This window comes from Paenibacillus sp. N3.4 (assembly GCF_008017805.1).
In the GTDB taxonomy this organism is placed as follows: Bacteria; Bacillota; Bacilli; order Paenibacillales; family NBRC-103111; genus Paenibacillus_E.
Genome location: NZ_VRTT01000001.1, coordinates 265,134 through 289,264 on the forward strand (window position 1 = coordinate 265,134; position 24,131 = coordinate 289,264).

The window sequence follows — 24,131 nt, forward strand, 5'->3', positions numbered from 1 at the left end:
GTTCCAGTCTTGGCCCACTCCCGCCGCGCAAGCCGGTTGAAATCAAGTAATCACAACAAAACCCTCAATCGCCTTTCCGACATGCCGGCTATTTGCCAGCATTCGGTTAAGCGATTGAGGGTTTTATTTTAAGAAAAAGAACCAGATCAACAAGACCCATACCGGGATAGAAATAACAACACTCCATAGGCAGCCTTTGGCGAAACGCAGCTTCGGCTCTCGTTCTGTACGAATGCGCTTATTTGTCCCCATGTTCCACCAACTCCAGTGGCAAGCCGTCCGGATCTGCGAAAAAAGTGTACAAATCGCCAGTTATAGGATCAACTCGTACGGGCTCCACAGCTATGCCTTTACTTTCAAGATCTTTAACGCTTGCTTCCATATTCGATACAACAAAGGCCAAATGCCTGAGTCCCCGAGCTTCAGGTTGATTAACTCTTAGGGGTGGATTCGGAAAAGAAAACAATTCGATTTGCTGCTGGGTCTCCCCGATGCGTAAATCGAGCTTGTAAGAATCTCTCTCGGCTCGATAGGTTTCCTGGATGACCGTCAAACCAAGCAGATCAACATAGAAATGCTTGGATCGTTCATAATTCGAACTAATAACAGCCACGTGGTGAATTCGCTGAATAGTCATTTTCCTCCCTTTCTTTAACTCATCTAGTTAGAACCGCATTTCTGGGAAACTCCCTCTCCTGCGGCATGTTTTTTTCATTTTAGCCGTCTGCTCTCATCGTTTCCACAATTTTATTCAAAATTTCCTCGGATTGTTCATAAGACACTTGGCAAGTACCAGTTGCATGATGACCGCCTCCGCCATTTTGAAGCATCAAAGCACCAATATTCGTCTTCGATGTACGGTTTACGATGCTGTGACCGCAGGCGAATACGCAGTTTTGTTTATTGCGTCCGTCGACAATCCAAATCGAAATATTTTGCTCGGGATAAAGGGCATAAACCATGAATCGGTTCCCCGGATAAATGGTTTCCACATCACGAAGATCTGTAATAATAACATTGCCCTCCGTACGGGTATACGTTTGAAGCATATCACGGTACAACACATCCAATTCAAAATAACGCGCTACACGCTCTTTCACATCCGGCAGCTCCATGATTTCTGCAACCGACTTCGTCGCACAATGCTCGACAAGCTCTTCCATAAGCTGATAATTACTAATTCGGTAATCACGGTAACGTCCAAGTCCAGTCCTGGCATCCATGATGAACGATAGTAAATCCCATCCGCTTGGATTCAATATATCTTCTTTACTGAACTGTGCAGCATCCGCTTTATCTACACCTTGCATGATATCATCGATATCTCCGAACGTTGCCTGTCCGCCATAATAATCGTAAACGACTCGCGCCGCACTTGGAGCAATCCGTGTTTCCCCTTTAAAGTCAACCTTTTCTCCCATCCTCTCCAATTCACTGGAGTGATGATCGAACCATAAGCCACAGCCTGCTACATAAGGCACATTAGCCAAAATATCGTTCTCATTAACCTCAACCAAACCGTCCTGCATATCTTTCGGATGGACGAATTTCATTTCATCCACCATGTTTAGTTTTGTAAACAGCATCGCGCATACTAAACCATCGAAATCCGAACGTGTGATTAATCTCATGCTCTGGTATCCCCCTAATTCGTAGTTCTTAAGCACTACTTAATCTAAACCATTTTATTATATCAGCTACTGTCGATTTGTGACAACGCTTTTGTCTTTACATTCTGATTACAGCTTTGTACAAAGGATTAACGACTTCGTCGTCTTTCAGTGACGAACGAGTTTGTCAAGGTAGATACGAAGCAAACGTATAGACCTATCCTTTCTTATCTACAAAAAAAAGAACAGTTCGCCTATATGGGCTGAACTGTTCTTAGTTTGGAAGTTAAACATTGGTATAGTCGATTCAAAAAAGCTTCAATTTGCGAGATAGGCGGTATTTTCACAGAAAGCTTAACTTCGCCCTTCCAATAGAAAATTAAGATGCTGTTGCTTCTTCCATGAAACATTTCAACATCCCAACAAGATTCATTGAGGGCGTACTCTTCGCGATTAATCATGAGCTTCGGTCCATCCGAGGATGGCACCAACCGGGCAATATGATTTCCACAAAGAGAAGTAACTTTTTGTTCTTCATGTAGCATCCATTCAGGTTGCATACTGCAAGAACCTCCTTACGTTTCTTATATTTTTGGTTATGACAGAAAAAAAACCCACCTTGTGACCGACCGGAGGGATTCTAGTTGTTGAAGAACCAATCTTTGGGCGGCTGGCTGGCTGAATGTCCAGTTAAGGACAAAGAAGCCCCTATAGCTTTGCGTCGCTGGCTTTCGCCAGGTTTGCCTTTGTCGATATTTGTGGCAAGTAGTATCGAAAAAATCTATACTCTCAAGGATAAGGTATGTGGTTTTGAAATCGTATAGTTCTAGAGAACTATTTTTTCGACATTTTTCACATATTCCTATCATTTAATGTTTTCTTCATCCTAAATAATCGCTTCGTTCCGTTCCAATAAAACAAGGTGCCGCCCATCGTCAGTAAAGCCATACACAGATAAAGCGTGTTCCCCCCGTAAGAAGCAAGCAAAAATCCACCAATCCAAGGCCCCATAAAGTGTCCTGCATTGGTCAAGGTTTGAGCCCCAAAATAGGTGCCTCGCATATGCTCGGGGGCAAGCTTATCAATGAGCATATTAGCTGCCGGATAGTTTAATATTTCTCCGAGGGTAAATATAGCCATAGACAGAATCAGCCAAACGAGCGAATGAGAGAAGGCAAAGCCAATGTCACCTAATGCGAACATGAGATTGCCGAACGCGATGGCCATAAACGGCGTATACTTCTCAGCAATACGCGTAAACGGTATTTGAAAAGCAATCACCACAATGGCGTTCACACTCATGAGGATCGCGAACATTTTCACGCCATCGGTGAAGCTGTGTTCCAAATACTGCGAAAGAGTGACCATAACCTGAGAATAGCCGATGGCGCCAATGATTCCTCCGAAGATGTAAAACCGAAACGTCATATCGCTGCGAATCACCTTTATAGCCGAACCGAAAGTAACCGGTGATTTCTTCTCGCCTTCAATCTTTTTGATCCCGAAAGTGATGAGAAGAATATAAAGAGCAACCGCATAAACAAAATAAATGACTCCTGTTAGAAGAAAAGGCAATGACCCGTTCAAAGTGGCAAAGAAGGCGCCCAAGAGAGGCCCCACCGCAACACCTACATTGATCGCCATATACCGCATGGAGAACACTTTAAGTCTTTTGGCCGGTTCCGTGAGATCAGCCATTAAAGCTTGTGATACAGGTTCGTAGAATGAACGGCACAGCCCGTTCATCATATTGAGCAGCATAAACCAGACCGGCAGCGTAACCAATGCAAAACCGGTGAAAACAAACGCCCAACCAAAAAGCGCTATAAGCATGATGCTCCGTCTTCCGAATCGGTCTGATAGTGTGCCACCGACAAATCCGCCTACTGTTCCTGCCAAAGCCCCCATGCCTATCACAACACCAATCATTACAGCGCTCATCGATGTATGTCTGGATAAATAAATAGCAAGAAAGGGCAAGCTCATAGACGATGCTGCTCGCGCCATAACGGTACCGAGAATTAACGTCAGTACGATAGGATGATAGGATCCAATAAAACCACGCAACCGATTCATGATAAACGAACTCCTGTCAATGATTTAATTAACCGAAGGTTTAAAAAAAACCTCGAAGCCCAATTATACACGAAAATGGATAAAACGTGTCCAAAATACTAAAATAACGCCAGATTGTTTATGTCTTTGTCAGTTTGTATGAATTCCTGCAGTAATAAAGGATCCCCTTAAATAGATTGCTTAACTTTAAGCAATTAGGTACGAATGCTCCATGAGAATTCCGATCTGAGCGTTTCAACTACGATTGGTAGAACGATTGAATAGTTAAACGGACTCAGCAGCCGTTATTCGCAATTAAATCCCCAAATTCGCCTGTAAGCGGACATACGTGCCGTTAAGGGCAGTGAAATTGTAAATATCCGCCCCTTATTCCTCAAATAGCGTCACTGATGTCCGGCTCAATCCCAAACAGGTCATCCAAAACTAAAATAACGGCTATATAGTCCGTTCATCGAACTCTCTTTCCTCTCACCAACACCGATTCGATGTTGAGCCCAAATAAAATGATTTCACCTTGTTTATTTTAAATTTTCCTGCGCCTCACCCTCCAGATTTAACAAGGGGACTTTCAGAAGTTGATGTAACTGCAACGGGCAAAACAAAATAAGAGGTCAACCTCCTAGGTTGACCTCTTTATTTTCGACCAATTTTGCGCCACTGCAAATAGGAGCTGTCATACATATAAGCTCTCTGATCACACGATTCTTTCATAAGCTGCTGTAAGAGCACAGAATCAAGAATAAGCCAGCTTAGTGTCCCAACGCCGAACAGCATTCATCCATATGTTTGATAACCTAATAAACCAGCGATTAGAGCGTTAACAAGCACACTTGCCGTGATTGCATACATAAGCTGAATGTAACAACCATAACCACTGTTCCTGTGTCACCTAACTGCTGCAACCAGATCCGCAGCTGGATCCCGAAGAACAGCTGGACCCAGACGAGCAGGAAGAACCGCTGCTGCAGCTGCTCCCTGAGCCGGTATCTCCAGTGCTGCCCCCCTGATCCCCATTGCTATCACTTCCCGAACTGCCGCATCCGGAGGTTGAACAATTGCTTTCCTGTTGTCTCTGCACATCCGGATTGCTCTCCGGAAATATTGTATTCATGCTCTGATTGTAGCCGTTATTATCTGTGATGGAGAAAAACATCATCGCTCCAGCAAGATACACCATGCTGTTAGGCGTTGAGACTGGATTTCTCCAGCCCGTATCCTCAAAGTCTCGGCTGCTCGCTGCATGCCTGGCTTCATGAATAGCTTGTGCGACAAGAATTTGAATCGTCTCTGCGACTTCAGGGTACCGCTTTGCCTGTTCCATATCAAACCAACGCTCTGCAATCTCTGCCTCATTGCCCACTCGCAGTAAATCTGTTCGCTCCGTATCAAGTGGATTACGAAAGAAACCATTCCAGCAGCGTGCACTTGATGGCGCGAATGTAAACAAGTGCGCATACACCCAATCAAACCATGCACGTTCGCCAGGCATCTGTTTGGGCTCGCGTTCTGGCGAGTGATGGATCACACCACCGGCAAACTGATCGCCAAATCGCTGGTATTCTCTCGTAAACATCAGCATTTCATGCCATATGTCATCGATCTCACTGCTAAACATCGGAGTTCTTTTCAAAATAATATTCATAAGAAAAAATCGCTTTAGTTCAAACCATTTACAGGCAAACTCATCATCTGTCATGGCTGGATTCGCTGTTTTCACACGATAGTGGAGTCTTTCCACATAATCTGGCGGAAGTGATTGGTGAAGTCTGGCCACCACAGGTTCCAATGGAATATCATCTATTAAACCAAGACCTTGGGGCAGATCCGAAGCGCGATAGGCAGCTTTGGAATTCCCGAAACGATGGCGTTTAGTTGGCTTGGGTGATTTTCGAAATAAAAAACGAAACATATGAATCCCTCCCTTTTTCCAATATAACACATAACTGTTAGGGGAAGAATAACGGAAGTTGGAAAACATTGTATGGAGCCCTATAATGATGAAAAGGAGGTGCTTTAGGATGAAAATAGCCGTAACAGGGGGCAGTGGTTTTATCGGGAAACGATTGATTGCCTACTTCCATCAGCAAAATCATGAAGTGATCAATATTTCCCGCTCCCCTAAGACTATTCAACATGCACGCACCCTGACTTGGGAGCAATTAAAGACAAATCCTTCCGAGTTGGCAGGCTTAGACGCCATCGTGAATTTAGCTGGAGAATCGATTAATCAGCGTTGGACGGCGAAGGCCAAGGAACGGATCGTACAGTCTCGCACTCAAGCTGCCGCGCAAGTGGCACAGCTCGTAGAAAGTTTGGAAGTCAAGCCAAAGGTCGTTGTGAATGCTTCTGGCATGTCTGTGTATGGAACGTCGGAAACGGAAACTTTTGACGAACGAAGCCCGCATCGGTCCGTTGATTTTCTTTCAGGCGTTGTTGAGCAATGGGAGCGTGCGGCAGATGGGATCAAGGGGCCGCGCATAGTGAAAGTCCGCGTAGGACTTGTTCTCGACGGCAAAGAAGGCGCATTCCCGTCGATGGCAATGCCTTACAAACTAGGAATCGGTGGACCTATAGGAAACGGTAAACAGTGGCTTTCCTGGATTCACATCGATGACATGGTAAGACTGATTGATTTCTGTATCCAAAACGAGGCAATTGTTGGTCCTGTCAATGGAACAGCACCGAATCCTGTAACGAATAAAGAATTCGGACGAGTATTAGCGAAGTCATGCATAGGCCGAACTTTTTCCCGCTTCCTGCATTCGTCATGAAACTGATTTTCGGCGAGTTATCCACCCTGCTTTTGGAAGGTCAGAAAGTACTTCCGCGTGAGCTGCTAGAGCATGGATTTACGTTTCATTACGCACAGATTGATCAAGCTTTAATCGATATCGTATAAACAAAAAGGAAACCTAGAGCTTCGAGATCCCCTCGATGATCTGGGTTTTGCATATCTGCTTATGCAGAGAATCATTCGTCTGAAACTCGACTTCAATTGCTTATGACGCTGTTTGTCCTGGGTAAACGACCGTTGTTGTGGAGACAGCACAAAGTGCTGCAAGCACAACAAGCAGCCGTTTTCTTCTAAAAAATCTTTTCATAGGAACCCTCCATTATTTTAAACTTGCTTAAGGATCAGCATACTGTTTATATATGCGTGGAATATCAGGTCTACATAAATATATCGTAAACAAAAAACTTCTGTTCAACACACTAAAAATTGTGTACAATTAATTTGTGTGAAATAATTATAGAAGAGGTGATCCTTTTGAACGTTCATGATTTTACGGTTCGTACGATCCGCGGTGAAGAAAAGTCCCTTGCCGATTACAAAGGTCAAGCATTGCTTATTGTGAATACGGCTACGAAATGCGGATTTGCTCCTCAATTCAAGGGACTTCAAGAGCTGCATGACACATATAAGGATCAGGGCTTTACGGTACTTGGATTTCCTTGCAATCAGTTTAAAGACCAAGAGCCCGGAGATGACGCTCAGGTAGAGCAAGCTTGTCAAATTAATTTCGGCGTTAATTTCCCCTTATTCTCCAAAATTAATGTGAACGGTGCTGACGCCCATCCACTTTACCGTTATTTAAAGCAGCATGCTTCCGGACTATTCGGCTCAGGCATCAAATGGAATTTCACCAAGTTCCTTGTCGATCAGCAAGGCAATGTGATTAAACGCTTCTCCCCGACAACATCGCCAAGCAAATTAGAGAATCAAGTGCGCAAGCTGCTGGAGAAATCAGCCGTTCATGCCTAAAACTAAAAAGCATCCATACCACTCATTTACGTGGTAGGATGCTTTTTATGTTATTTAACATATTTTTTGACTTTTTCAATCGCTTCGTCTTCCGTTGCTGCAGTAACATATCGTCCGTTAATAAATATAAAAGCAAATCTGGAACATGGACCACAATAGGATTTGCAGGCAACTTTAACATCAGCGTCAGGTGCAATAGCATTAATTTTTGAAAGGGCAGACTTCACTTTCATATGTTTGCATTTATCACAAATGCGAATATCATTCGCCATTAGTGATCCCCGTGATTCCCCTTGCTTGGGTTTGTGATCATGAAACCTTCTTCTGGTGTGTAGAAATAGTCAATACGGATGCCATCAAGCAGCGGCTCGTCCTTATCTAACAACACATCAATACCTTTATCTGTGCTTACAACGACATCGTTAGCCGATTTATCGTCAAGACCCAATCCATAATGAGCATGGTCCCCATGTGAATGAGTCACTTGTACGCGAACTAGCAAATCTTTGTTTTCTTCTTTTTCAAGTTCTAATTGAAGTACTTTTGCTGCGTTACGAGAAATTTTGACGTTCATATGTACACATCTCCTGAAACATTTTTTATTTTCATTGTAAAGAATCTAAGGCACGAAATCAACCTCCTGTGCTTACTATTGCTAATTTGACCATTGAACTTTAAAATACATAGTAGTGAGAATAATTACCACTACCTACAAGCAGGTAACTAACTTACCTGTACGTTAGTGTACATAAACCCTATTTGAAAGGAAGCGATCTTATGTCTACCCTAGAGAATGAGAAAGTCGCTCCACTTAGCAATTATGTACCCAAAGTACCTAAAGAAATTGCGTGCTCAATTGAACGAACCATTGAGGTTATTGGCGGAAAATGGGCATTTCTTGTACTGCGTGAGTTGTTTTCCGGAACCCGTAGATTCGGTGAGCTGCAGCGTCAAATCATAGGAATCAGCCCTAAATCCCTAACCGATACGCTTCGCCATCTTGAAGAACATGGTGTATTGGAGCGGATGGCCTATCCGACGGTACCCGTAACCGTAGAGTACACATTGACACCTAAAGGCGAGGATTTGCATCAAATATTAAAAGAGATGAAGCTGTGGTCCGCCAAATGGACATAATGATTATTTAAGGATTTTATCAGAGGAGTGGAACTTGATGATCACCATCAAAACGAAAGAGCAAATTGAAAAAATGGGCAGAGCAGGCCGCATCTTGGCCGATTGCCATAAAGAGATCGCCAACATGATACGTCCCGGAATTACTTCTTGGGAAATTGATCAATTCGTTGAAGCTTTCCTTACTAAGCACGGAGCAACGCCAGAGCAAAAAGGATACCATGGTTATCCCTATGCAACCTGCGCATCTGTCAACGATGTGATTTGCCATGGGTTTCCGAAAAAAGAGCCGCTGAATGATGGAGATATTGTGACCATCGACATGGTCGTGCGCATCGACGGCTGGTTAGCAGACTCTGCCTGGTCTTACGCCGTTGGACAAATCTCGCCAATTGCCGAGAAATTACTGCGAGTGACCAAGGAATCTTTGTACAAAGGCATCGAGCAAGCGATCCCTGGCAATCGTATCGGAGATGTCTCCCATGCTATTCAGGTGTATGCGGAATCGCAAGGTTTTTCTGTAGTCAGAGATTTTATCGGTCACGGGATTGGATCGGAAATGCATGAAGAACCACAAGTCCCACATTATGGACCTGCGGGCAAAGGACCTCGCATCAAAGAAGGTATGGTCTTCACGATCGAACCTATGCTTAATGTAGGCAAATACCATTCCAAAGTGGATTCAGATGGGTGGACTGCACGAACATTTGACGGCAGCCTATCTGCTCAATATGAGCATACGATCGCCATTACCAGTCAAGGACCGATTATTTTAACCGAACAATAAACATTCTCGGGGGGCCGTATGATTTCTTTTTATAAGAAATATTGGAGGACAGTCTTTGATATTGCGCTTATCGTTCTCACAGTTTATTTATTCATGCTGGCATTCAGCTATTTATACCGCATAGCCACGCCTATCTTCCTGGCTCTGATCATCTTCATGATGATCGAGCCTTTGGCTGGATTTTTACATCGCAAGGGAATGAGAAAGTCAATTGCCTCGGCGATTTCCACACTGCTGTTCGTCCTTGTTATCCTTGGTGCGCTTGCCGGCGCAGTCGTCATTTTCACCAGCCAGATCATGAGTTTTGTTGGTAAAATAGATGATTATCAAGCGATTTTCAATGAACAAATTGTACAAAGAATTAGCGACCTGAATGATAAATTCCAAACACTGCCGCCTGATGTGATTACGAAAACCAAAGAATACGCAGGGCAATTTGCAGGCAATGCTTCAAGATTCATCATTACTTTGTTATTAGGGTTGGTTAACTCGCTTACGTCCTTTTCAACCTTTATGTTTAATTTCGCTGTCGGTATCATTTTGGCGTATTTCCTTAGTATTGAAATCGATTCTTGGAAACGTCTTGCCAGTGAAAAAACACCAAGAACCTTCAAGAACATGTTTTTCTTCCTGAAGGAAAATGTCGTAAAAGGAATTGTCTCTTACATAAAAGCACAAGCAAAGCTTATTTCCTTGACGTTTATTGTCATCTTTATCGCCCTGCTTCTTTTAGGCGTCAATAACGCCTTCTCGATTTCGCTCTTATCCGCTATCTTCGATGTGCTGCCGCTGCTTGGCGTATCCACATTGTTCATTCCCTGGATCATCTACCTGTTTATAGTCGGCAATACGACACTTGCGATTTGGCTCAGCGTCATTCTTGCCGTTGTTATTCTCGTCAGACAGATCATGGAACCGAAGATTACCGGAGAATCACTAGGCGTATCAGCCTTCACTACGTTAGCCTTTATGATTGTATCGCTCTCGTTATTCGGTTTTGCAGGTGTAATTCTATCTCCTGTTTTAATCATTTTAATTAAAGCTTTGAGCACACAAGGCTATTTGAAACGCTGGATTCATAAACCGGAAGATGAGTATGTCGAAGGCAGACCTCCTTATAACGGACCTTAAAAAACGCTGAAATCCAAATCGGATTTCAGCGTTTTTTTCGTTTCTAAACACGATGCATTTTGCGATAAATCGATATGGGGCCATGATGTCGTCGCTCAGGAATTATTCGAAGACTGCGTCATGGCGACGTATGCCGTCCACTGACGAGTCTGCCGGCGCAGGAGCGGCACTTTGCACAGCGACAGGGATCTTGCCGAGCGAGCTGCAACAGACGGCTATACACGGCCATATGGAGGCCCTCATCTGTGATCCTCAAACATAAAATCCGACATAGTTTCCAATAAATTAGGTCTTATTAACCCTTGCTTAACCTTACATGGTATGTTATATTGAAAGTGCGACAAATCAAGGTTTCCACTTCAAAAAGTTGACATAGGAGTGATGAAAATGAGCAACAATTTCCCACAAGGCGAAGAAATTATTAATGTTCAGATGACTGTTAAGGAAGCGCTTGCATTGACGGGTGCTAAATTCAACCAAAATCACAAGCTAGAAACGGATGCCATCAAGAAGCTTAAACAAACTTTAGAAGATAAATTGCTGGCTCCCAACCATTAATAATTGTTGGACCACGGATTAGCCCTTGAACGATTATGTTGATCATAATCGCTCGGGGCTTTTATTTTTGCCGTATCAAAAAAGTCAGATGCTCATAATAAACTCGCACCTTAAAATGTGAAATGAAAAGGAGTGAAAATCCTATGTCCGGTCACAAACAGCAAGGCCATGCCAATCAGAATACAACCACTCGCACTGATGACAGAAGCAGTAAGAAAATAAAAATAATCAATGAAGGTGAGGAAACGGGCCTATGATCGATCACTTGGAAAGCAACTATGATTGTGCGAATGCAGGCTCCGATCTGCACAGCCTGAAGCAAGAGATTGAGCAGTTCAATAGTCGCGGAGCGACTACCCAAGAGGAACAAGAGCAACTCAATCGGCTCGAAAACCAAGTTCATTTTATTGAAAACAAGTGCTCTATCCGCCATTGAAAAAAGTCCAAGCCCTTACTATATAGGGCTTGGACTTTTCTATTCGCTCTACGAAGGCTGCTTGACGCGACGAATGAAAAAAGAGAATACGAGCGCAACCACTGTAATCCCTGTAGCAATCAAGAAGGCATCGTTGATCCCATTAATCGTTGAATCCTTGACCGCAGTTGCGTACAAAAGGGTCGATATCAGCTTGTTCCCTGCTTCAACAGGAATGTGAGCCATGGCCGCTATTCCGTGCCCAAGCCTGCTTATTTCACCTACAATATATGGGTTTGTGGAGATGAAGCTGTTGCTTTTATTTCCCAAATGGAAGTCTGCGCGTGAACTCATGACGGTTACTAAGAGAGCAGTCCCCAGAGAACCTGCAACTTGCCGCAAGGTATTCGACATCGCCGTTCCATGGCTATGTAAATGCCTCGGCAGCTGATTCATCCCTTCTGTCATGATGGTCATCATCATGAAGGACATACCGAACATCCGTAGACAGTAAAGGAGCAGAATATGATTATAGGTCGTATCCGCGGTCAATTGACTGAACTCCCACGTGGTGACGGTTGTAATGAGCAAACCAACAATAGCCAGTAACCGAACGCCAATTCGATCGAAAATCATTCCGGCAATCGGCTGCATGATTCCCATTAGGATCGCTCCCGGCAGCAGCAGCAGGCCTGAGGCGAGTGGTGTAAATCCGCGGATATTTTGTAAATAGATCGGTAACAGAATCATGGCGGCGAACATCGCCATATTGATAATCGAGCTAACGATAGTGGTGAGTGTAAAGATGTTGTATGTGAAAACGCGTAAGTCGATCATCGGTTCCTTGACAGTGAGCTCGCGCCAAACGAAGAGAATTAAGCTAACAATCCCCAGCAGCATCGTTCCTAGGACGCGAATGCTCAGCCATCCGGCAGATCCGGCTTCACTAAAGGCAAATAATAACCCTCCAAAACCAACGGTTGAAAACAAAAAGCCCCAGAAATCGAATTTCACTTTTGACATCTTCGTCACATTCCCCATTAGGAAAAACGCCAAAAGGATATCAATAATGCCAATCGGCAGCACAATATAGAAGAGTAGCCGCCATGTGTAAGTTTGTACGAGCCACCCGGATAAGGTAGGCCCGATCGCTGGGGCGAAAATCATCGCAATCCCCATCGTCCCCATTGCACTTCCCCGTTTCTCAGGCGGAAACACAGTCAAGAATACCGTCATCATGAGCGGCATAATAATGCCAGCACCCGAGGCTTGTACAACTCTGCCAGCCATGAGAATGGAGAAATTAGGCGCAAGCGCACAGATAAGTGCCCCGGCTGTAAATAAGACCATCGCCGTAAGGAACATGAAACGTGACCCATATCGTTCAATTAGAAAAGCGGTTATCGGGATCATGACCCCATTCACCAGCATATATCCTGTTGTGAGCCATTGAACCACATTCGCTGATACATTGAAATCCGTCATGATATGGGGAATGGCTACATTAATCAGCGTCTGATTCAAGATGGAGACGAACGCCCCAAGCATCAAAACGGTTAATAGTTGACCGACTTTGATTTCCGCCCCTCGCGTCGATTTTTTTGGCGAGTCTGATCCGAGCTCTTCATGAAATTGGCCGCTCAATTCCTCTGACATTTCCACTAGCGTTTTGGATGGCTCAGCAATCGGGGTATAGTTCCCGGCCGGAGTAGCGACCTTATGCCTTCTTTGGCGGACGAACAGCCAATTCGACACAAACAATATTAGCAGGCTGAATAGTCCGTAGCCAATCATATAAGCATTCATGTAATCGCTCCCTTACTTATGGATGCGAGCCGTCACGCTCATACCCGGGATAATGCCTAACCCACGATTGCCCTCCAATGAAATGGTAACGGGGATAACCTGGGTAACCTTTGTATAATTCCCGTTCGTATTCGAAGCTGGCATTAACGAAAAGGTGCCAGCTGTCGTCAGACCCATCTTCTCCACTCTCCCATTCAATGTTGTCCCAGGGAATGCATCGATATAAATGTCTACAGCTTGTCCAATCTTGACATCATTCAGATCGGTTTCTTTGACATTCGCGCTCACCCATAAACGATCGAAATCGTACAAATAAGCAAGCGGACTGCCCGGTGACACTACAGCATTCACTACAGCACTCTGCTGGACAATGGTACCACTCTTAGGCGCTGTTACCTCTACTGTGCCTGTCGATGTCAAGACAGTGCCTATTCGTTCTCCTTGTGTATATTTCTTACCTATTTCACCATACCAATCGGTTAACTTCCCGGCAACGGAAGAGGCAACAATAATCTGCTCACCAGTTACTTGGGCGTTATTCGTCGACAAATAATTAATCGATCGATTGTAGAAATAGTAACCAAGTGCGGCTCCCCCCACGAGAACGATAAGGAGCACTATGTTCAAAACAATCATTTTTACCGTGCCTTTCAATGGATCAACCGCCCTTTCTGTGGATTTCATACCAACAGCAATAATATTCCCAACTAAAAAAAGGAATATGTGGACGTTAAAAAGAGGGTACTCTTGTATGTACCTACAAGAGTACCCTCTTCTATACCAATTAATGGATTTTTCTTCTGGTCAGTATACACGGAACTCCTTTGCCAACGGCTCCGGGCTCTGACATCATGGCTAAATATCGCAGCCCTCTTGTGCATTGCTGCTTGCAAACCGCACAAGTTGACGATTCAACAATTCGCATCGTGTATTGCGCTCTGGATGAAAGCTCTTTCTTTTTGGATACTTTGCTGCTCTTTCCTTTAGGTGCCATACCCACGCCTCCCAACAGTTTCCTGTCATTAGTATATGAAACGTGGGTGGAACGGTTCTTGGACAGCAAGATCAAGTTGTTTGGACTTGTCTAAAGACAATATAGTGACATTACGCTACACTTCCATTGCTGTGAGCAAAATAGGGACGATTTCTTCATACAGCGCGGCAAAAGTTTGGACGGGCAAGGGATTAACACCAAAACCGACTTCAACGGTAAATCCCGGTCGACGAAACTGTTGAATAAACCAGTCTTTGTAACCCGCGTCACTTTCCGTCAGCTTCACTGCTTGATAACCGCTGGCTAGCGCTAATCGCTCTGCCATCCATTCCGATTCTGGAGGCTCGTAATCGCGATAATTCCAGTAAATCTCTCTGCCTTGTGTATGCAGCGCAACCACCAGTTCAAAGCAAATACTTTCCGTAAACTGTGCCAGGGCGATAGCCTCTGGTTCCGTTAGCGGGGCCTCGCCTCCGTAATCACGCCTACCCGGATATGATTCTCCCCTTCGTTTAGCTTCTTCCTCCCAATGAGCCGGGAACTGGTCATTGAGGTCAACACCACGAATGTTCGCTTTCCACTGGCTGAAATCCATTGAGCCTTTGTTCCACGCCAGCAACGTTTCTCTGTGGGAATACTCTTCTGTAGCCCCATGAAGCACGAGATCCACACCGTCCGGATTTACCATCGGCACAACCCAAAGCGTATATTCAGACAACAGCCGCCTGATATTGCTGCCTTGCCACGCAGTTCCTCTGGCATATGAGCACGTTAAGTCTTCTACAAACTGCATGAGAAGTGGTGTTGTTATCCATTCATTGGCATGCATAGAGGCATTAAAATGAATGTGCTTCGTTCCTGCCCCAATGCAAACAAGAGGAATAGATTTGCCCATCACACTCTCACCAATCGTTTCTATCCGAAGTAAAGGATAGATCTTGCCTAAACGGTTCAGTTCCCCACACAATCTTTCATGATCATAGCCATAATCGTACCCGTCCAAGTTATCCCCACCCCACAACTTCCCAGAAAATGTATTGGTAACTTTATGAGTATGCCCGCCAGCTTGAACACATTCGAATGAAAAATGGCAAATATTAAACCCCCCTCGAATTGAGGGGGGTACTTGGTAAAGGATTCAAATAATTCGAGGAACTTGCCAAACAACAGGGACTATAAACATTTGTTCCTTAAGCCAATCTTTAGCGATTTGCTTAAACAATTCAGGCTCTCCGCTGCAAAAAAATTGGTGGATAGGAAGCTGGCCTGACGTGGCCAACATGCCACGATCGGATAAAATGGTGCTGATCTCTCTAGCCGTTTCGTCTGCGGAAGAGATTATAGCTACATGGGGACCCATAACACGTGAAATTTCCTTCGCAAGAAATGGATAATGGGTACAGCCCAGGATCAAGCAATCAATAGGTTTGCCAATAAGCTTTCTGAGCGATTGTTCCACGACCGATTGCGTACGATCCTCACCGAAAAGTCCCTTCTCTACAAGAGGAGCCAACAAGGGACAGGGTTCACTAAATACCTGGATCGAAGGTGAAATCGACATTAATGCTTGCTCATAAGCCCTGCTCCTTATCGTACCTTCTGTTCCGATAACCCCAACCACACCGCTTCGTGTAGATTTAATAGCCGCTCTGACTCCTGGTGAAATTACACCGATCACTGGTATTGACACATGTGTGCGAATTTCTTTTATAGCAGCAGCTGTCGCCGTATTACACGCAATGACAATCATTTTAGGATCATATTGAATTAAGTAATCAACGATTTGCATGGTGAATGCGCGAACTTCCTCAGCCGGTCGAGGTCCATAGGGACTTCTGGCAGTATCCCCGAAGTAAATGACTTTTTCTTGCGGAAGCTGTCTCATGACTTCTTTGATTACAGTTAATCCTCCGACTCCGGAGTCCAGTACGGCTATCGCTTGCTGCACACATATACGCTTCCTTTGCCGATTAATGAGTTCGAAACCCTCATGGTTAGAATATGAGCGTCCAAACTCAAAGGTACCTAGGTTTACTAATCAGATTCTATTTATTAGACTCGAGTTCATTCACAAGTCCGAATTCATATCCCTTTTTCTTAATCTCTTTACAGATGCGGTCCAGCGCCTGCATGTTTTCTTCAGACCCCTGGTGCATCAGAATGACATTGCCATCGTGCAAATTATTCATGATGTCATTATATGGATCTTCAGCCCCGTTTTTCCTTGGCTCCCAATCCTTCATTGCCGTAGACCAGAAAACGGATGTATAACCCATTGAGGACACCAGACTTAAATTATGCATATTATAATGGCCAAATGGAAACCGGAAATACTTTTCCAATTCCTTGCCTGTGAGCTGTTTATACAGCGCTTCGAAATCAGTAATTTCTTTGCGAATCTGATCATCGGTCATCTCATTGAAATCATTATGCGTCATGGTATGATTGGCAATAAAATGGCCATCTGCGACGACCTTTTTTAAATAATCGGGATTTTTCTTAATGTTATTTCCGGAAATAAAGAAATTTGCTTTTACACCATTTTCCTTCAGTGATTTGAGCATAAGGTCAACTTCAATCAAAGGTCCACCAGCATCAATGGTGAGATAGACCTTCTTTCCTGTTCCCACCCAAACCGCCTTCTGATCTTCTGTGAAGGATTTAGTTTCTTTAGGGAAATCAGGGACTTGCCCTGTCTTCTTTTTCATATAATACCAAGAGTACGGGACACGGTCGGCAGTGGTGTTTTTCGTTTTGTTGTAATCCCCTACGACAACAGGCTTCGGGGTTGATGTCGAACTCGTTGGCGCCGATGGCTTCGGTGTAGCACTTGGAATAACCGTTGGTTGAGGAGTAGGTATAGGTGTAGCTGTAGCTGTTGGTTGAGGAGTTGGCGTTGACGGTTTACTGGTGGGCCCGGGCGTTGCAGTTGCTGCCGCGGGAACAGACTTATCGGATGGTGAGGAAAGCAGGCTTTGGTCTGCACAACCGATCAATGTTGCGCTAAGCGCGATCAGCAGTGCAGCACTTTTGGTAATTGGAGTCATAATTAGCACCTCGTTTATGTTGAATACTCACGTATTCATTTCGACAGTGCCGGACAAATTACCTGCCCAATTGTTATCAAGCCACATTATTTCGTAGCGCGATATGTCAAATATTGAAGAATCGTAATCAGAATAAAGGCTGTCCCAGCTAGCATAGGGATCGTAATGAAGCCCAACCAATTGATGTAATCCGTATCACAAGGAACAGGTCCGCATGAAGTTGCTGATTCATGGAAGACACCGGTTTGAAGTAAAACATGATAAATTGAAATACAAGCTCCCCAAATAGTAAGCGGCAGAACATAAATCGTAAGCTTATAGTCTCTGCGCACCGCGGCGATCCCTAAAATAATCACAAGTGGATACATCAGAATACGTTGATACCAACATAATTTACAAGGTAAAAAATGCATGATCTCCGAGAAATATAAGCTTCCTAGTGTAGCAAGTAAAGCAATTAACCAGGATAGATGCATCCCATTATCTCTTAACCATTTTTTCGACATGTGATCTTGTCCTCCCCTTCTCCCTTATTATAGAAAAATTCAGATCGGAAGTCTATGAAGAGGAGTGAGACTCTCTACGGAGCAGGAATGAAAAAGTGGCTGAGCAGATAACCTGCACAACCACTTATGAGCGTTATACCGAGAAGCTATAAGCGACTTCTTTCGTTTGTTTGACTAAACTGCTCCACTGCTCAACAGGAACGATATCCACTACCGCTTTAATGGGAATCGTTTTGAAATCCAGCTGCGGCACATCCTCCAGCTTCATTCGATTGGTAACCAAGCGGTCCAACCAGCCAGGCACTTGTTTCTCCATCTGCTGCAGACGGTAGATGGCCGTCTCAAAATCTTTGCGTGATGCATTCACGGAACCCATCACGCATTTGTTTTCAAGCACCATGCTGTGGTTCAGCTTGTCTGACCCAATCTCCAGCTTCCGGTCCGCCGGCGTCACACCGAGCAGCGCCAACACTCCATTAGGCGCTAGAATGGACATAGCCTCGAAAGCAAGCGGGCTGTAGCCCGTGCATTCGAGGATTAAGTCAAACGGCTTGTTGATTGCTTTCGCATACGCCGTCAACGTCTCTGGGCCTCCTGCTGCGCCGGCTTGCTGATAAATGCCTCCGGTGTCCTTCACAAGCTGCGCTTGCAGACTCTCGGGTGGTGACATGGACCAAACATACACGTCCAGTCCCAGTAATCGGCAGGTCATCGCAGCCAGCAATCCCAGCGGCCCTGAGCCAAGGATCAGCGCGGTCTGCGGCTCCCAAATCAACCTTTGCTGAATCCTCAGGACTTGATCCCACACTTTCTCAACGATACTTTGCGGCTCCGCCAGCATACCATGTTTCAGCAGCTCAGTCGGGACCTGCACAAGATATCGTCCCTCTTCTTTATAGAACTCAGAGAGGAAGCCGTGAGCCCCTCTAATTCCCCGCTCTACATACTCCCCTGTTTGGCAAAAGTCCGCGCGACCATTGCGGCAATTAACGCAGACAAGATTTTTGCAAGGCCGTCTAACGATTGCGGTGACGAGATCTCCTACGGTAAAGCCGCTTTCAGCCCCAGCTTCAGCAACAACGCCAAGGGATTCATGACCCGTCGTCAAATCATCTTCGCCCAGCGGTGGCACGCCATATTTTTCCTGCAATATCTCCTTGTCCGTACCATCTAGTCCTACAGCCAATACCTTCACAATCACTTCTTGTGGATGTGAAAGTAGGGGATTATTTATTGTTTCCAGTCTGATGGAAGGATTCCCCTGCCTGAGGTCCTTCAGTCGAATCGCTTTCATCTGATACGTCTCCTTCCAATTAACGAATTACTGAACAACAGGTTCAAGTACTTTATCTTCACTTGCATCCACGGCTTGTTTGGTTCCCTTCGAAGTCAACTGTTTGATTTTGGACAAATACTCCTGCGTCACTTTGATGAAGGAAGCATGGGACCACGTTAGTGGTGAAACCGACATGGCTTCCCCTGTGAAAGGATGCACTTGCTCAGCCATCGCACCTGAAGGCGAAGCATGCTGAATAGCCCAACGCATTAAATTTTCCGCTTCTACTAAGTCTTGAACTGTTTTCGAGGAGGCCACAAGCCACTCAGCATACCAAAGCGTACATATAAACCAAGGATTACCCGGTACCTTAGCAATATCATTCGTTACCTGATGATAATAGTCGTTCTCATAACGGGCGATACCTCCGATATCGGTATTTACCCACAATTTTTGTTTAAGAATTTGCATCGTCACCACCATGCGGGGATCTTCCAGTTCAAATAATCCAAAATCAAATAATGCATACATACTCATATCTAATGTATAGTCAGGTACATAAGCGCTTGTTTCATCATTCCAGTATAAAGCACGCAAAAAGCGCTTCTCATTTTCTGCATAAAGCTGCTGTTCTGCAGCCTTCTTTACTTGAGCCGCGGTATCTGCATAATAGATGGAGCGCGCTTTATCTTGGTGATATTCGGCGAATCTGGAAGCAGCAATCAGTCCTGCGTACACGGATGCTACAGTGAAAGCCAATACGCCATATCGCTCTTCCCATAAGTCATAGGAAGGCAAAGGGAGTCCTGACGCATCGCGATAATGAACAAGAAAATCGGCTGCCGGCTTGACGAATTTCTCGTAATCCTCAAGCGATTTATCCATCGTGCCCGCCAACTTATGATGATGCCACATGGCATACAGAACGAGTGCTGTTTCATCTTCTTGTATGGCCAGCTGTTTATTTCCTTGTCCGTTCACCCAAGGATGCCAGCTGGAACCCACTGAACCATCCGGGTTATATTTATGCATAAGATAACCTTCGGGCGTCAGCACCTTCATACAGAAGTCAAAAAATTTCCTGGATAATTCATAGTAGCCTGCTCGATCTAGAGCATGAGAAACCAACGCACCATCACGCGGCCACATATAAGAATATGTATCTCTGGCAAATTTCAAGATATCCGAATCGTTGGCAGCGATAATAGCGCCTCGATTATCAATATTTGTTCTGGTTATCAAGAGGCTTCTTTTGTAAAACGACGCTATATCCGGCTTCAAGAGAGACAGTTGATGAGCATCCTGATTGACCCACTTTAACCAATAATCATGGGTACGCTGTAATAAGGCTTGGGGAGTGGCGGTTCGAAGCAATCTCTCCAGTCTTTCAACTTCAGCTTTACTACGTCCAAAACATATCCAAAACCAACCATCCTTCTTGCTTTTTGGAGGAATAATCATCGTTAATTCGATAACACCATCGACTGAGCCTTGGGCAATTGGATTCCCGCCCAGATTCCCATCCTCTGCATCACGCCAAGTTCCTTCAAGACCGTTAACTCCTTTTTGACCTGTTGCATAACCGCTTGGCATCGCTTTTTCCGTATCCGGAGATAAGCAAGATAATGACATATACCGATGACCTTTATAAAATATAAGTGAATGCAGCTCCGGGTCAAAAAAATATGGTATCTCCAATGCCATTTCCATAGATTTGCAGATCCAAGTGAAAATATAATTTGATCTGACGCTCCGTATCAAAGCGATTTTCCACACTAACCTTACGTAAAAACACATTTTGTTGAACATCAACACCGTCGCGAAAATTAAGACTTAAACCTAAACGGTCATGACTGCAGATCGTGTTCGTTACCAGCGAATCCTCCAAGTAATTAAGATTTTGAGATACTTCCGGATGATCAATCCAAAAAAATTCTTCCTCACACCAAACGCCAAAATGTGAGAGATGATCACTAGATTGATTCTCCTGACCTACTAAAGGGTAATACATGTCACGAATATTATAAGCAGCATCGAAATTAATAAGGACATTCCCATTCCCAATCGGTAAATCTCTTGCCATATCATCAACCTCTTTCCAACCAAGATGTTGCTTCTAATTTACCTTGTAAGAGGCTTAAATATGCATGACATCATCTTTGAGAGTAATCGAGGTAATTGCTACCAATTTATGCTTTATCCATGTTCAAATCATCATAATTCGATTACAATATGTAACATATGGAGGGATTCATTATGCAGCAATTTGAAGGATTCGGAAAATTTTTAGAAAGCCTTAGAGGTAAAATGTCATTGCGTGAAGCTGCTCATAAAAGCGGACTTTCGCATGCTTATATTCGTGACTTGGAATTACAGCGAAACCGCTCGACGAATGAAAAAATAAAACCTTCTCCCGTCACTTTGAGAAAGCTTTCAGATGCCTATAAATTCTCTTATACAGAGCTCATGGAAAAAGCAGGTTATCTTGAAAAAGAAGACCTTCCTCTTGCAGAGGATCAGCTACCTGTGCATAATGTCCTTTATATCGAAGTCAGTGCCAAAGAAATAACCTACCATACCCAAACCGAGAAATTGAACAGAAGCGTCAATTCCTTGTTAGATTTCAGTCATTTTCTAGATAACTTAGAGGACCAAGGGTTTAAAAAAATGGATACCGACTTATTCGTCAATCTGAATCTCGTTGAAAAATATATAGAAAGAGAAGGGAAACTATATTTTGATTCTTTAGGCATTGGCAAATATGTCGTCATCGCCGCTATTCGTCAGAAGAAGTATCATGAACAGATTATAAGCAGTGTAGCCCGCAACACCGGTATGGGCTTAAACTTTCAATTTGATCGAAAAGCAGCCTCGGATTCTCTGTTCTCACCTCTGAAACGGCCTATTTGACTACATTTACAAATAAAGGAGGAAATTTCAGCGAAAACTGAAACTTTTGCCTCCTTTTATTCGTTTATTTAATGTGGGTTTAATTATGTGTAGAGAGGATGCGTTGAGAACAAATGGCGTTACAGCAAACAGCCTCCCAGCTGCCTTCTCGTCAACAAGTTAAAATGAAATCGAAGCTCTCCGGCATTATACGGTTCATCATGTACACGTTACTTGTGTTTGTTGTGCTTTTCATGGGGGTTATGGGTTGGTTTTTCCTTACCTTATCGGGTTCTAACGTCAGATACATGATGGCCGATACGTTGATTACGACTCAACACCGAGATTGGGCCAAATATTTGATCGGCTCCACCGAGCTGCAGACCCGCGTTGAAGCCTATTGGAAAAAATTTGATGAAATGGGCGATGAAAAGGATAAAGGTATTGTCGAAATCGAGCACAACACGAAGACACCTGTCATCGAAAAGAAAGAGCTGGTCACGATAGAACCGATCTCCGGAACGAATTTCAAGGGACAGCTGGTCACGATATCAGATCCCAAAAAATTAAGAATTGCTGTTCCTGAGAAAGCTGGCAAAGGAGAGAAAGTCTCCTCCATGGTCAAAAGAACAGGAGCTGTTCTCGGCGTAAACGGCGGCGGTTTCATCGACCCGAATTGGGAAGGTAACGGTTTTCAACCTGAAGGGATCGTTATCTCCGGCGGCAAAATTTTCTATAATGATAAAGGCATGAATGGGACTGTGCAGGTTGTTGGGATTGATAAAGAGGGGCGCATGATAGCGGGGAAATACAAGGTTTCTGAACTTATAGACATGGGCGTTCAGGAAGCGGTCTCGTTCAGTCCGCGCTTCATCGTCAATGGAGTCGGACAGATCAAGAGCCAAGCCGATGGTTGGGGTATCGCGCCACGCACAAGTATGGCTCAAACGAAGGACGGCTCCATTCTCTTTGCCATAATCGACGGCAGACAGAAAAACAGCATTGGTGCTACTCTCTATGATATTCAGGAAATTTTCCTAGAGCACGGAGCTGTTACTGCCGCTAACTTAGACGGTGGGGCTTCTACTGTACTTGTCCATAACAATGTCATCGTCAACAAACCGTCAAGTGAATATGGAGAACGCTATCTGCCTACAGCCTGGCTTCTTTTCGATCATCCGGAAACGGCTGTGATTAAGAATGTATGGGAAGGCCTGGATATAAGCAAAATTGATCCATCTAAGTGGTAGTACTAAAAAAGAAGGAAGCCCACTTATATACGGGCTTCCTTCTTTTGCATTGCTAAGCAATTAGCGATTCCCTACAATAACCAAATCTTCTGCTGCTTCAGAAGCTTCTATGTCAATGGCACATGCATCGGACGTTCTGACGTCTTTCCACGAGCGAACGGTTTCCACAACGGTAACCGCAGCATCTTTAGCTTTACCATAGAGGTCTGATGTTGCTTCACCTACTGTTCTTGCCACGTCTTGCGTCTTTTGGCTCACTGTACTTGCGATTTGCACCGTTTTATCACTAACCGTTTGGGCATGATCGGCGATATCGCCTCTCAGTTCACGACCGGATTTGGGCGCAAACAGCAGTGCTGTCGCCGCTCCGAGTAATCCTCCAACAACCGCTCCGATGAGAAGATCTTTTCCTCTTGTTTCATTGGACATATGAAATCCACTCCTATTTGTCTGATTTGGCCATTCGATTAGCCTGCCATCTTTGCCATAACTCAAAGCCTGTTGTGGCCCATTCCAAAGCATCTTGCAATCGTTTCTGGTGGGTATGCACAACCTTTTCCACACCTTGAACCGATTGGTTCATCACCCGCGATGCCTTACCAAGCGCAGAAGCCACATCCCCTATAGCTGCTCCTGCCTGTTCAATGGTGCGTAGGCATGGCTGTAGTACCCTTACTTGGTCATGTACTTCTTCCGTGAGCTGTGCAGCCTGACTTATCCATTGCTCGGCCTGCTCTGCTGTCAGCTCTACACTCTTTTTCACTTGAACGATGGCTTCACCTAAGCTCTTCAAGGTATGTGTAGCTGCAAGCAATACCCGAAGGGTAAAGCCGACCAGTAGGATAAAAGCAACAGCTGCGCTAACGACACTTATTTCTATCCATGTCAT

General features: G+C 44.5%; 31 protein-coding genes and 1 riboswitch. Of the genes, 11 read left to right on the forward strand and 20 right to left on the reverse strand.

The annotated features are described in order from the left end of the window. Positions 1 to 123: 123 nt before the first annotated feature. From FU659_RS36750 to FU659_RS01195, 6 genes are all read right to left on the reverse strand, one after another. Positions 124 to 252 (reverse strand): hypothetical protein, encoded by a 129-nt coding sequence (locus tag FU659_RS36750; RefSeq protein WP_261807540.1) that lies wholly within the window; start codon positions 250 to 252, stop codon positions 124 to 126. Next, entirely contained in the window at positions 239 to 637 is a 399-nt protein-coding gene (gloA2, locus tag FU659_RS01175; RefSeq protein ID WP_147945843.1) for an SMU1112c/YaeR family gloxylase I-like metalloprotein, read from the reverse strand. The genes FU659_RS36750 and gloA2 overlap by 14 nt, the downstream gene beginning before the upstream one ends. Before the next feature lie 79 nt (positions 638 to 716). Continuing rightward, positions 717 to 1,631 (reverse strand): exopolyphosphatase, encoded by a 915-nt coding sequence (locus FU659_RS01180; RefSeq protein WP_147945844.1) that lies wholly within the window; start codon positions 1,629 to 1,631, stop codon positions 717 to 719. Positions 1,632 to 1,864: 233 nt separating this feature from the next. Further along, positions 1,865 to 2,170 (reverse strand): hypothetical protein, encoded by a 306-nt coding sequence (locus FU659_RS01185; RefSeq protein ID WP_147945845.1) that lies wholly within the window; start codon positions 2,168 to 2,170, stop codon positions 1,865 to 1,867. 102 nt (positions 2,171 to 2,272) lie between these two features. Next, positions 2,273 to 2,365, reverse strand: a riboswitch (cyclic di-GMP riboswitch). 97 nt (positions 2,366 to 2,462) lie between these two features. Beyond that, positions 2,463 to 3,686 (reverse strand): MDR family MFS transporter, encoded by a 1,224-nt coding sequence (locus tag FU659_RS01190; RefSeq protein ID WP_147945846.1) that lies wholly within the window; start codon positions 3,684 to 3,686, stop codon positions 2,463 to 2,465. A gap of 889 nt (positions 3,687 to 4,575) precedes the next feature. Further along, the gene (locus tag FU659_RS01195) at positions 4,576 to 5,595 is read right to left on the reverse strand and encodes a glycine-rich domain-containing protein (RefSeq protein ID WP_147945847.1); all 1,020 of its coding nucleotides are present in this window, start codon (positions 5,593 to 5,595) and stop codon (positions 4,576 to 4,578) included. A gap of 109 nt (positions 5,596 to 5,704) precedes the next feature. Here FU659_RS01195 and FU659_RS01200 point away from each other — a divergent pair, with 109 nt between their 5' ends. From FU659_RS01200 to FU659_RS01205, 3 genes are all read left to right on the forward strand, one after another. Continuing rightward, positions 5,705 to 6,457: a TIGR01777 family oxidoreductase gene (locus tag FU659_RS01200; protein WP_315971254.1), complete on the forward strand. Its 753-nt coding sequence runs from the start codon at positions 5,705 to 5,707 to the stop codon at positions 6,455 to 6,457. Continuing rightward, positions 6,454 to 6,585, forward strand: coding sequence for a DUF1731 domain-containing protein (locus FU659_RS38160; protein WP_315971255.1), 132 nt, complete (start codon positions 6,454 to 6,456; stop codon positions 6,583 to 6,585). Before FU659_RS01200 ends, FU659_RS38160 begins: the two co-directional genes overlap by 4 nt. Before the next feature lie 369 nt (positions 6,586 to 6,954). Beyond that, positions 6,955 to 7,449, forward strand: coding sequence for a glutathione peroxidase (locus FU659_RS01205; RefSeq protein WP_147945848.1), 495 nt, complete (start codon positions 6,955 to 6,957; stop codon positions 7,447 to 7,449). A 50-nt stretch (positions 7,450 to 7,499) separates the two neighbouring features. On the opposite strand, the gene FU659_RS01210 is transcribed toward FU659_RS01205, so the two are convergent. Together FU659_RS01210 and FU659_RS01215 are read right to left on the reverse strand one after the other, a co-directional pair. After that, positions 7,500 to 7,721 (reverse strand): YuzB family protein, encoded by a 222-nt coding sequence (locus tag FU659_RS01210; RefSeq protein WP_147945849.1) that lies wholly within the window; start codon positions 7,719 to 7,721, stop codon positions 7,500 to 7,502. Continuing rightward, a complete protein-coding gene (locus FU659_RS01215) occupies positions 7,721 to 8,023 on the reverse strand; it encodes an iron-sulfur cluster assembly accessory protein (RefSeq protein WP_147945850.1) in 303 nt (100 codons plus the stop codon). The genes FU659_RS01210 and FU659_RS01215 overlap by 1 nt, the downstream gene beginning before the upstream one ends. A 203-nt stretch (positions 8,024 to 8,226) precedes the next feature. Between FU659_RS01215 and FU659_RS01220 the strand changes: the two genes are divergently transcribed. From FU659_RS01220 to FU659_RS01235, 6 genes are all read left to right on the forward strand, one after another. Continuing rightward, positions 8,227 to 8,586 carry a winged helix-turn-helix transcriptional regulator gene (locus tag FU659_RS01220; protein WP_147945851.1) on the forward strand — a complete coding sequence of 120 codons (360 nt, stop codon included), beginning with the start codon at positions 8,227 to 8,229 and terminating at the stop codon, positions 8,584 to 8,586. A 37-nt stretch (positions 8,587 to 8,623) separates the two neighbouring features. Continuing rightward, on the forward strand, positions 8,624 to 9,370 hold the full coding sequence (gene map, locus FU659_RS01225; RefSeq protein ID WP_147945852.1) for a type I methionyl aminopeptidase: 747 nt from the start codon (positions 8,624 to 8,626) through the stop codon (positions 9,368 to 9,370). Between the two features lie 18 nt (positions 9,371 to 9,388). Next, positions 9,389 to 10,501 carry a sporulation integral membrane protein YtvI gene (ytvI, locus tag FU659_RS01230; RefSeq protein WP_147945853.1) on the forward strand — a complete coding sequence of 371 codons (1,113 nt, stop codon included), beginning with the start codon at positions 9,389 to 9,391 and terminating at the stop codon, positions 10,499 to 10,501. Between the two features lie 130 nt (positions 10,502 to 10,631). After that, positions 10,632 to 10,763 (forward strand): hypothetical protein, encoded by a 132-nt coding sequence (locus tag FU659_RS36755; RefSeq protein WP_261807541.1) that lies wholly within the window; start codon positions 10,632 to 10,634, stop codon positions 10,761 to 10,763. Positions 10,764 to 10,888: 125 nt separating this feature from the next. Continuing rightward, on the forward strand, positions 10,889 to 11,059 hold the full coding sequence (locus FU659_RS35020; RefSeq protein WP_187273838.1) for a hypothetical protein: 171 nt from the start codon (positions 10,889 to 10,891) through the stop codon (positions 11,057 to 11,059). A 253-nt stretch (positions 11,060 to 11,312) separates the two neighbouring features. Continuing rightward, complete coding sequence (locus FU659_RS01235; protein WP_147945854.1) at positions 11,313 to 11,495, forward strand: DUF2524 domain-containing protein; 183 nt, start codon at positions 11,313 to 11,315, stop codon at positions 11,493 to 11,495. Positions 11,496 to 11,543: 48 nt separating this feature from the next. On the opposite strand, the gene FU659_RS01240 is transcribed toward FU659_RS01235, so the two are convergent. The 10 genes from FU659_RS01240 to FU659_RS36760 all read right to left on the reverse strand — a co-directional run bounded on the left by FU659_RS01240 (position 11,544) and on the right by FU659_RS36760 (position 21,186). Further along, on the reverse strand, positions 11,544 to 13,280 hold the full coding sequence (locus tag FU659_RS01240) for a DHA2 family efflux MFS transporter permease subunit (RefSeq protein WP_147945855.1): 1,737 nt from the start codon (positions 13,278 to 13,280) through the stop codon (positions 11,544 to 11,546). A 12-nt stretch (positions 13,281 to 13,292) separates the two neighbouring features. Beyond that, positions 13,293 to 13,964 carry an HlyD family secretion protein gene (locus FU659_RS01245; RefSeq protein ID WP_147945856.1) on the reverse strand — a complete coding sequence of 224 codons (672 nt, stop codon included), beginning with the start codon at positions 13,962 to 13,964 and terminating at the stop codon, positions 13,293 to 13,295. Positions 13,965 to 14,064: 100 nt separating this feature from the next. After that, complete coding sequence (locus FU659_RS01250) at positions 14,065 to 14,274, reverse strand: hypothetical protein (protein WP_147945857.1); 210 nt, start codon at positions 14,272 to 14,274, stop codon at positions 14,065 to 14,067. Positions 14,275 to 14,389: 115 nt separating this feature from the next. Then, positions 14,390 to 15,277 carry a M14 family metallopeptidase gene (locus FU659_RS01255; protein ID WP_261807542.1) on the reverse strand — a complete coding sequence of 296 codons (888 nt, stop codon included), beginning with the start codon at positions 15,275 to 15,277 and terminating at the stop codon, positions 14,390 to 14,392. 135 nt (positions 15,278 to 15,412) lie between these two features. Beyond that, a complete protein-coding gene (gene racE / locus FU659_RS01260; RefSeq protein WP_147945858.1) occupies positions 15,413 to 16,222 on the reverse strand; it encodes a glutamate racemase in 810 nt (269 codons plus the stop codon). A 97-nt stretch (positions 16,223 to 16,319) separates the two neighbouring features. After that, on the reverse strand, positions 16,320 to 17,321 hold the full coding sequence (locus tag FU659_RS01265) for a polysaccharide deacetylase family protein (protein ID WP_147945859.1): 1,002 nt from the start codon (positions 17,319 to 17,321) through the stop codon (positions 16,320 to 16,322). Positions 17,322 to 17,407: 86 nt separating this feature from the next. Further along, entirely contained in the window at positions 17,408 to 17,827 is a 420-nt protein-coding gene (locus FU659_RS01270) for a disulfide oxidoreductase (protein ID WP_147945860.1), read from the reverse strand. A 133-nt stretch (positions 17,828 to 17,960) separates the two neighbouring features. Further along, positions 17,961 to 19,121: a glucose 1-dehydrogenase gene (locus FU659_RS01275; RefSeq protein ID WP_147945861.1), complete on the reverse strand. Its 1,161-nt coding sequence runs from the start codon at positions 19,119 to 19,121 to the stop codon at positions 17,961 to 17,963. A gap of 27 nt (positions 19,122 to 19,148) precedes the next feature. Beyond that, positions 19,149 to 20,735, reverse strand: coding sequence for a glycoside hydrolase family 15 protein (locus FU659_RS01280; RefSeq protein WP_261807543.1), 1,587 nt, complete (start codon positions 20,733 to 20,735; stop codon positions 19,149 to 19,151). 43 nt (positions 20,736 to 20,778) lie between these two features. After that, positions 20,779 to 21,186, reverse strand: a complete 408-nt coding sequence (locus FU659_RS36760; protein ID WP_261807544.1) for a hypothetical protein — start codon at positions 21,184 to 21,186, stop codon at positions 20,779 to 20,781. 173 nt (positions 21,187 to 21,359) lie between these two features. On the opposite strand from FU659_RS36760, the gene FU659_RS01285 reads away from it, so the two are divergent. Beyond that, entirely contained in the window at positions 21,360 to 22,013 is a 654-nt protein-coding gene (locus FU659_RS01285) for a helix-turn-helix domain-containing protein (protein ID WP_147945862.1), read from the forward strand. Positions 22,014 to 22,126: 113 nt separating this feature from the next. After that, on the forward strand, positions 22,127 to 23,242 hold the full coding sequence (locus FU659_RS01290) for a phosphodiester glycosidase family protein (protein ID WP_147945863.1): 1,116 nt from the start codon (positions 22,127 to 22,129) through the stop codon (positions 23,240 to 23,242). Positions 23,243 to 23,302: 60 nt separating this feature from the next. On the opposite strand, the gene FU659_RS01295 is transcribed toward FU659_RS01290, so the two are convergent. Both FU659_RS01295 and FU659_RS01300 read right to left on the reverse strand, forming a co-directional pair. Beyond that, positions 23,303 to 23,671, reverse strand: a complete 369-nt coding sequence (locus FU659_RS01295) for a YtxH domain-containing protein (RefSeq protein WP_147945864.1) — start codon at positions 23,669 to 23,671, stop codon at positions 23,303 to 23,305. 13 nt (positions 23,672 to 23,684) lie between these two features. After that, complete coding sequence (locus FU659_RS01300) at positions 23,685 to 24,131, reverse strand: DUF948 domain-containing protein (protein ID WP_147945865.1); 447 nt, start codon at positions 24,129 to 24,131, stop codon at positions 23,685 to 23,687.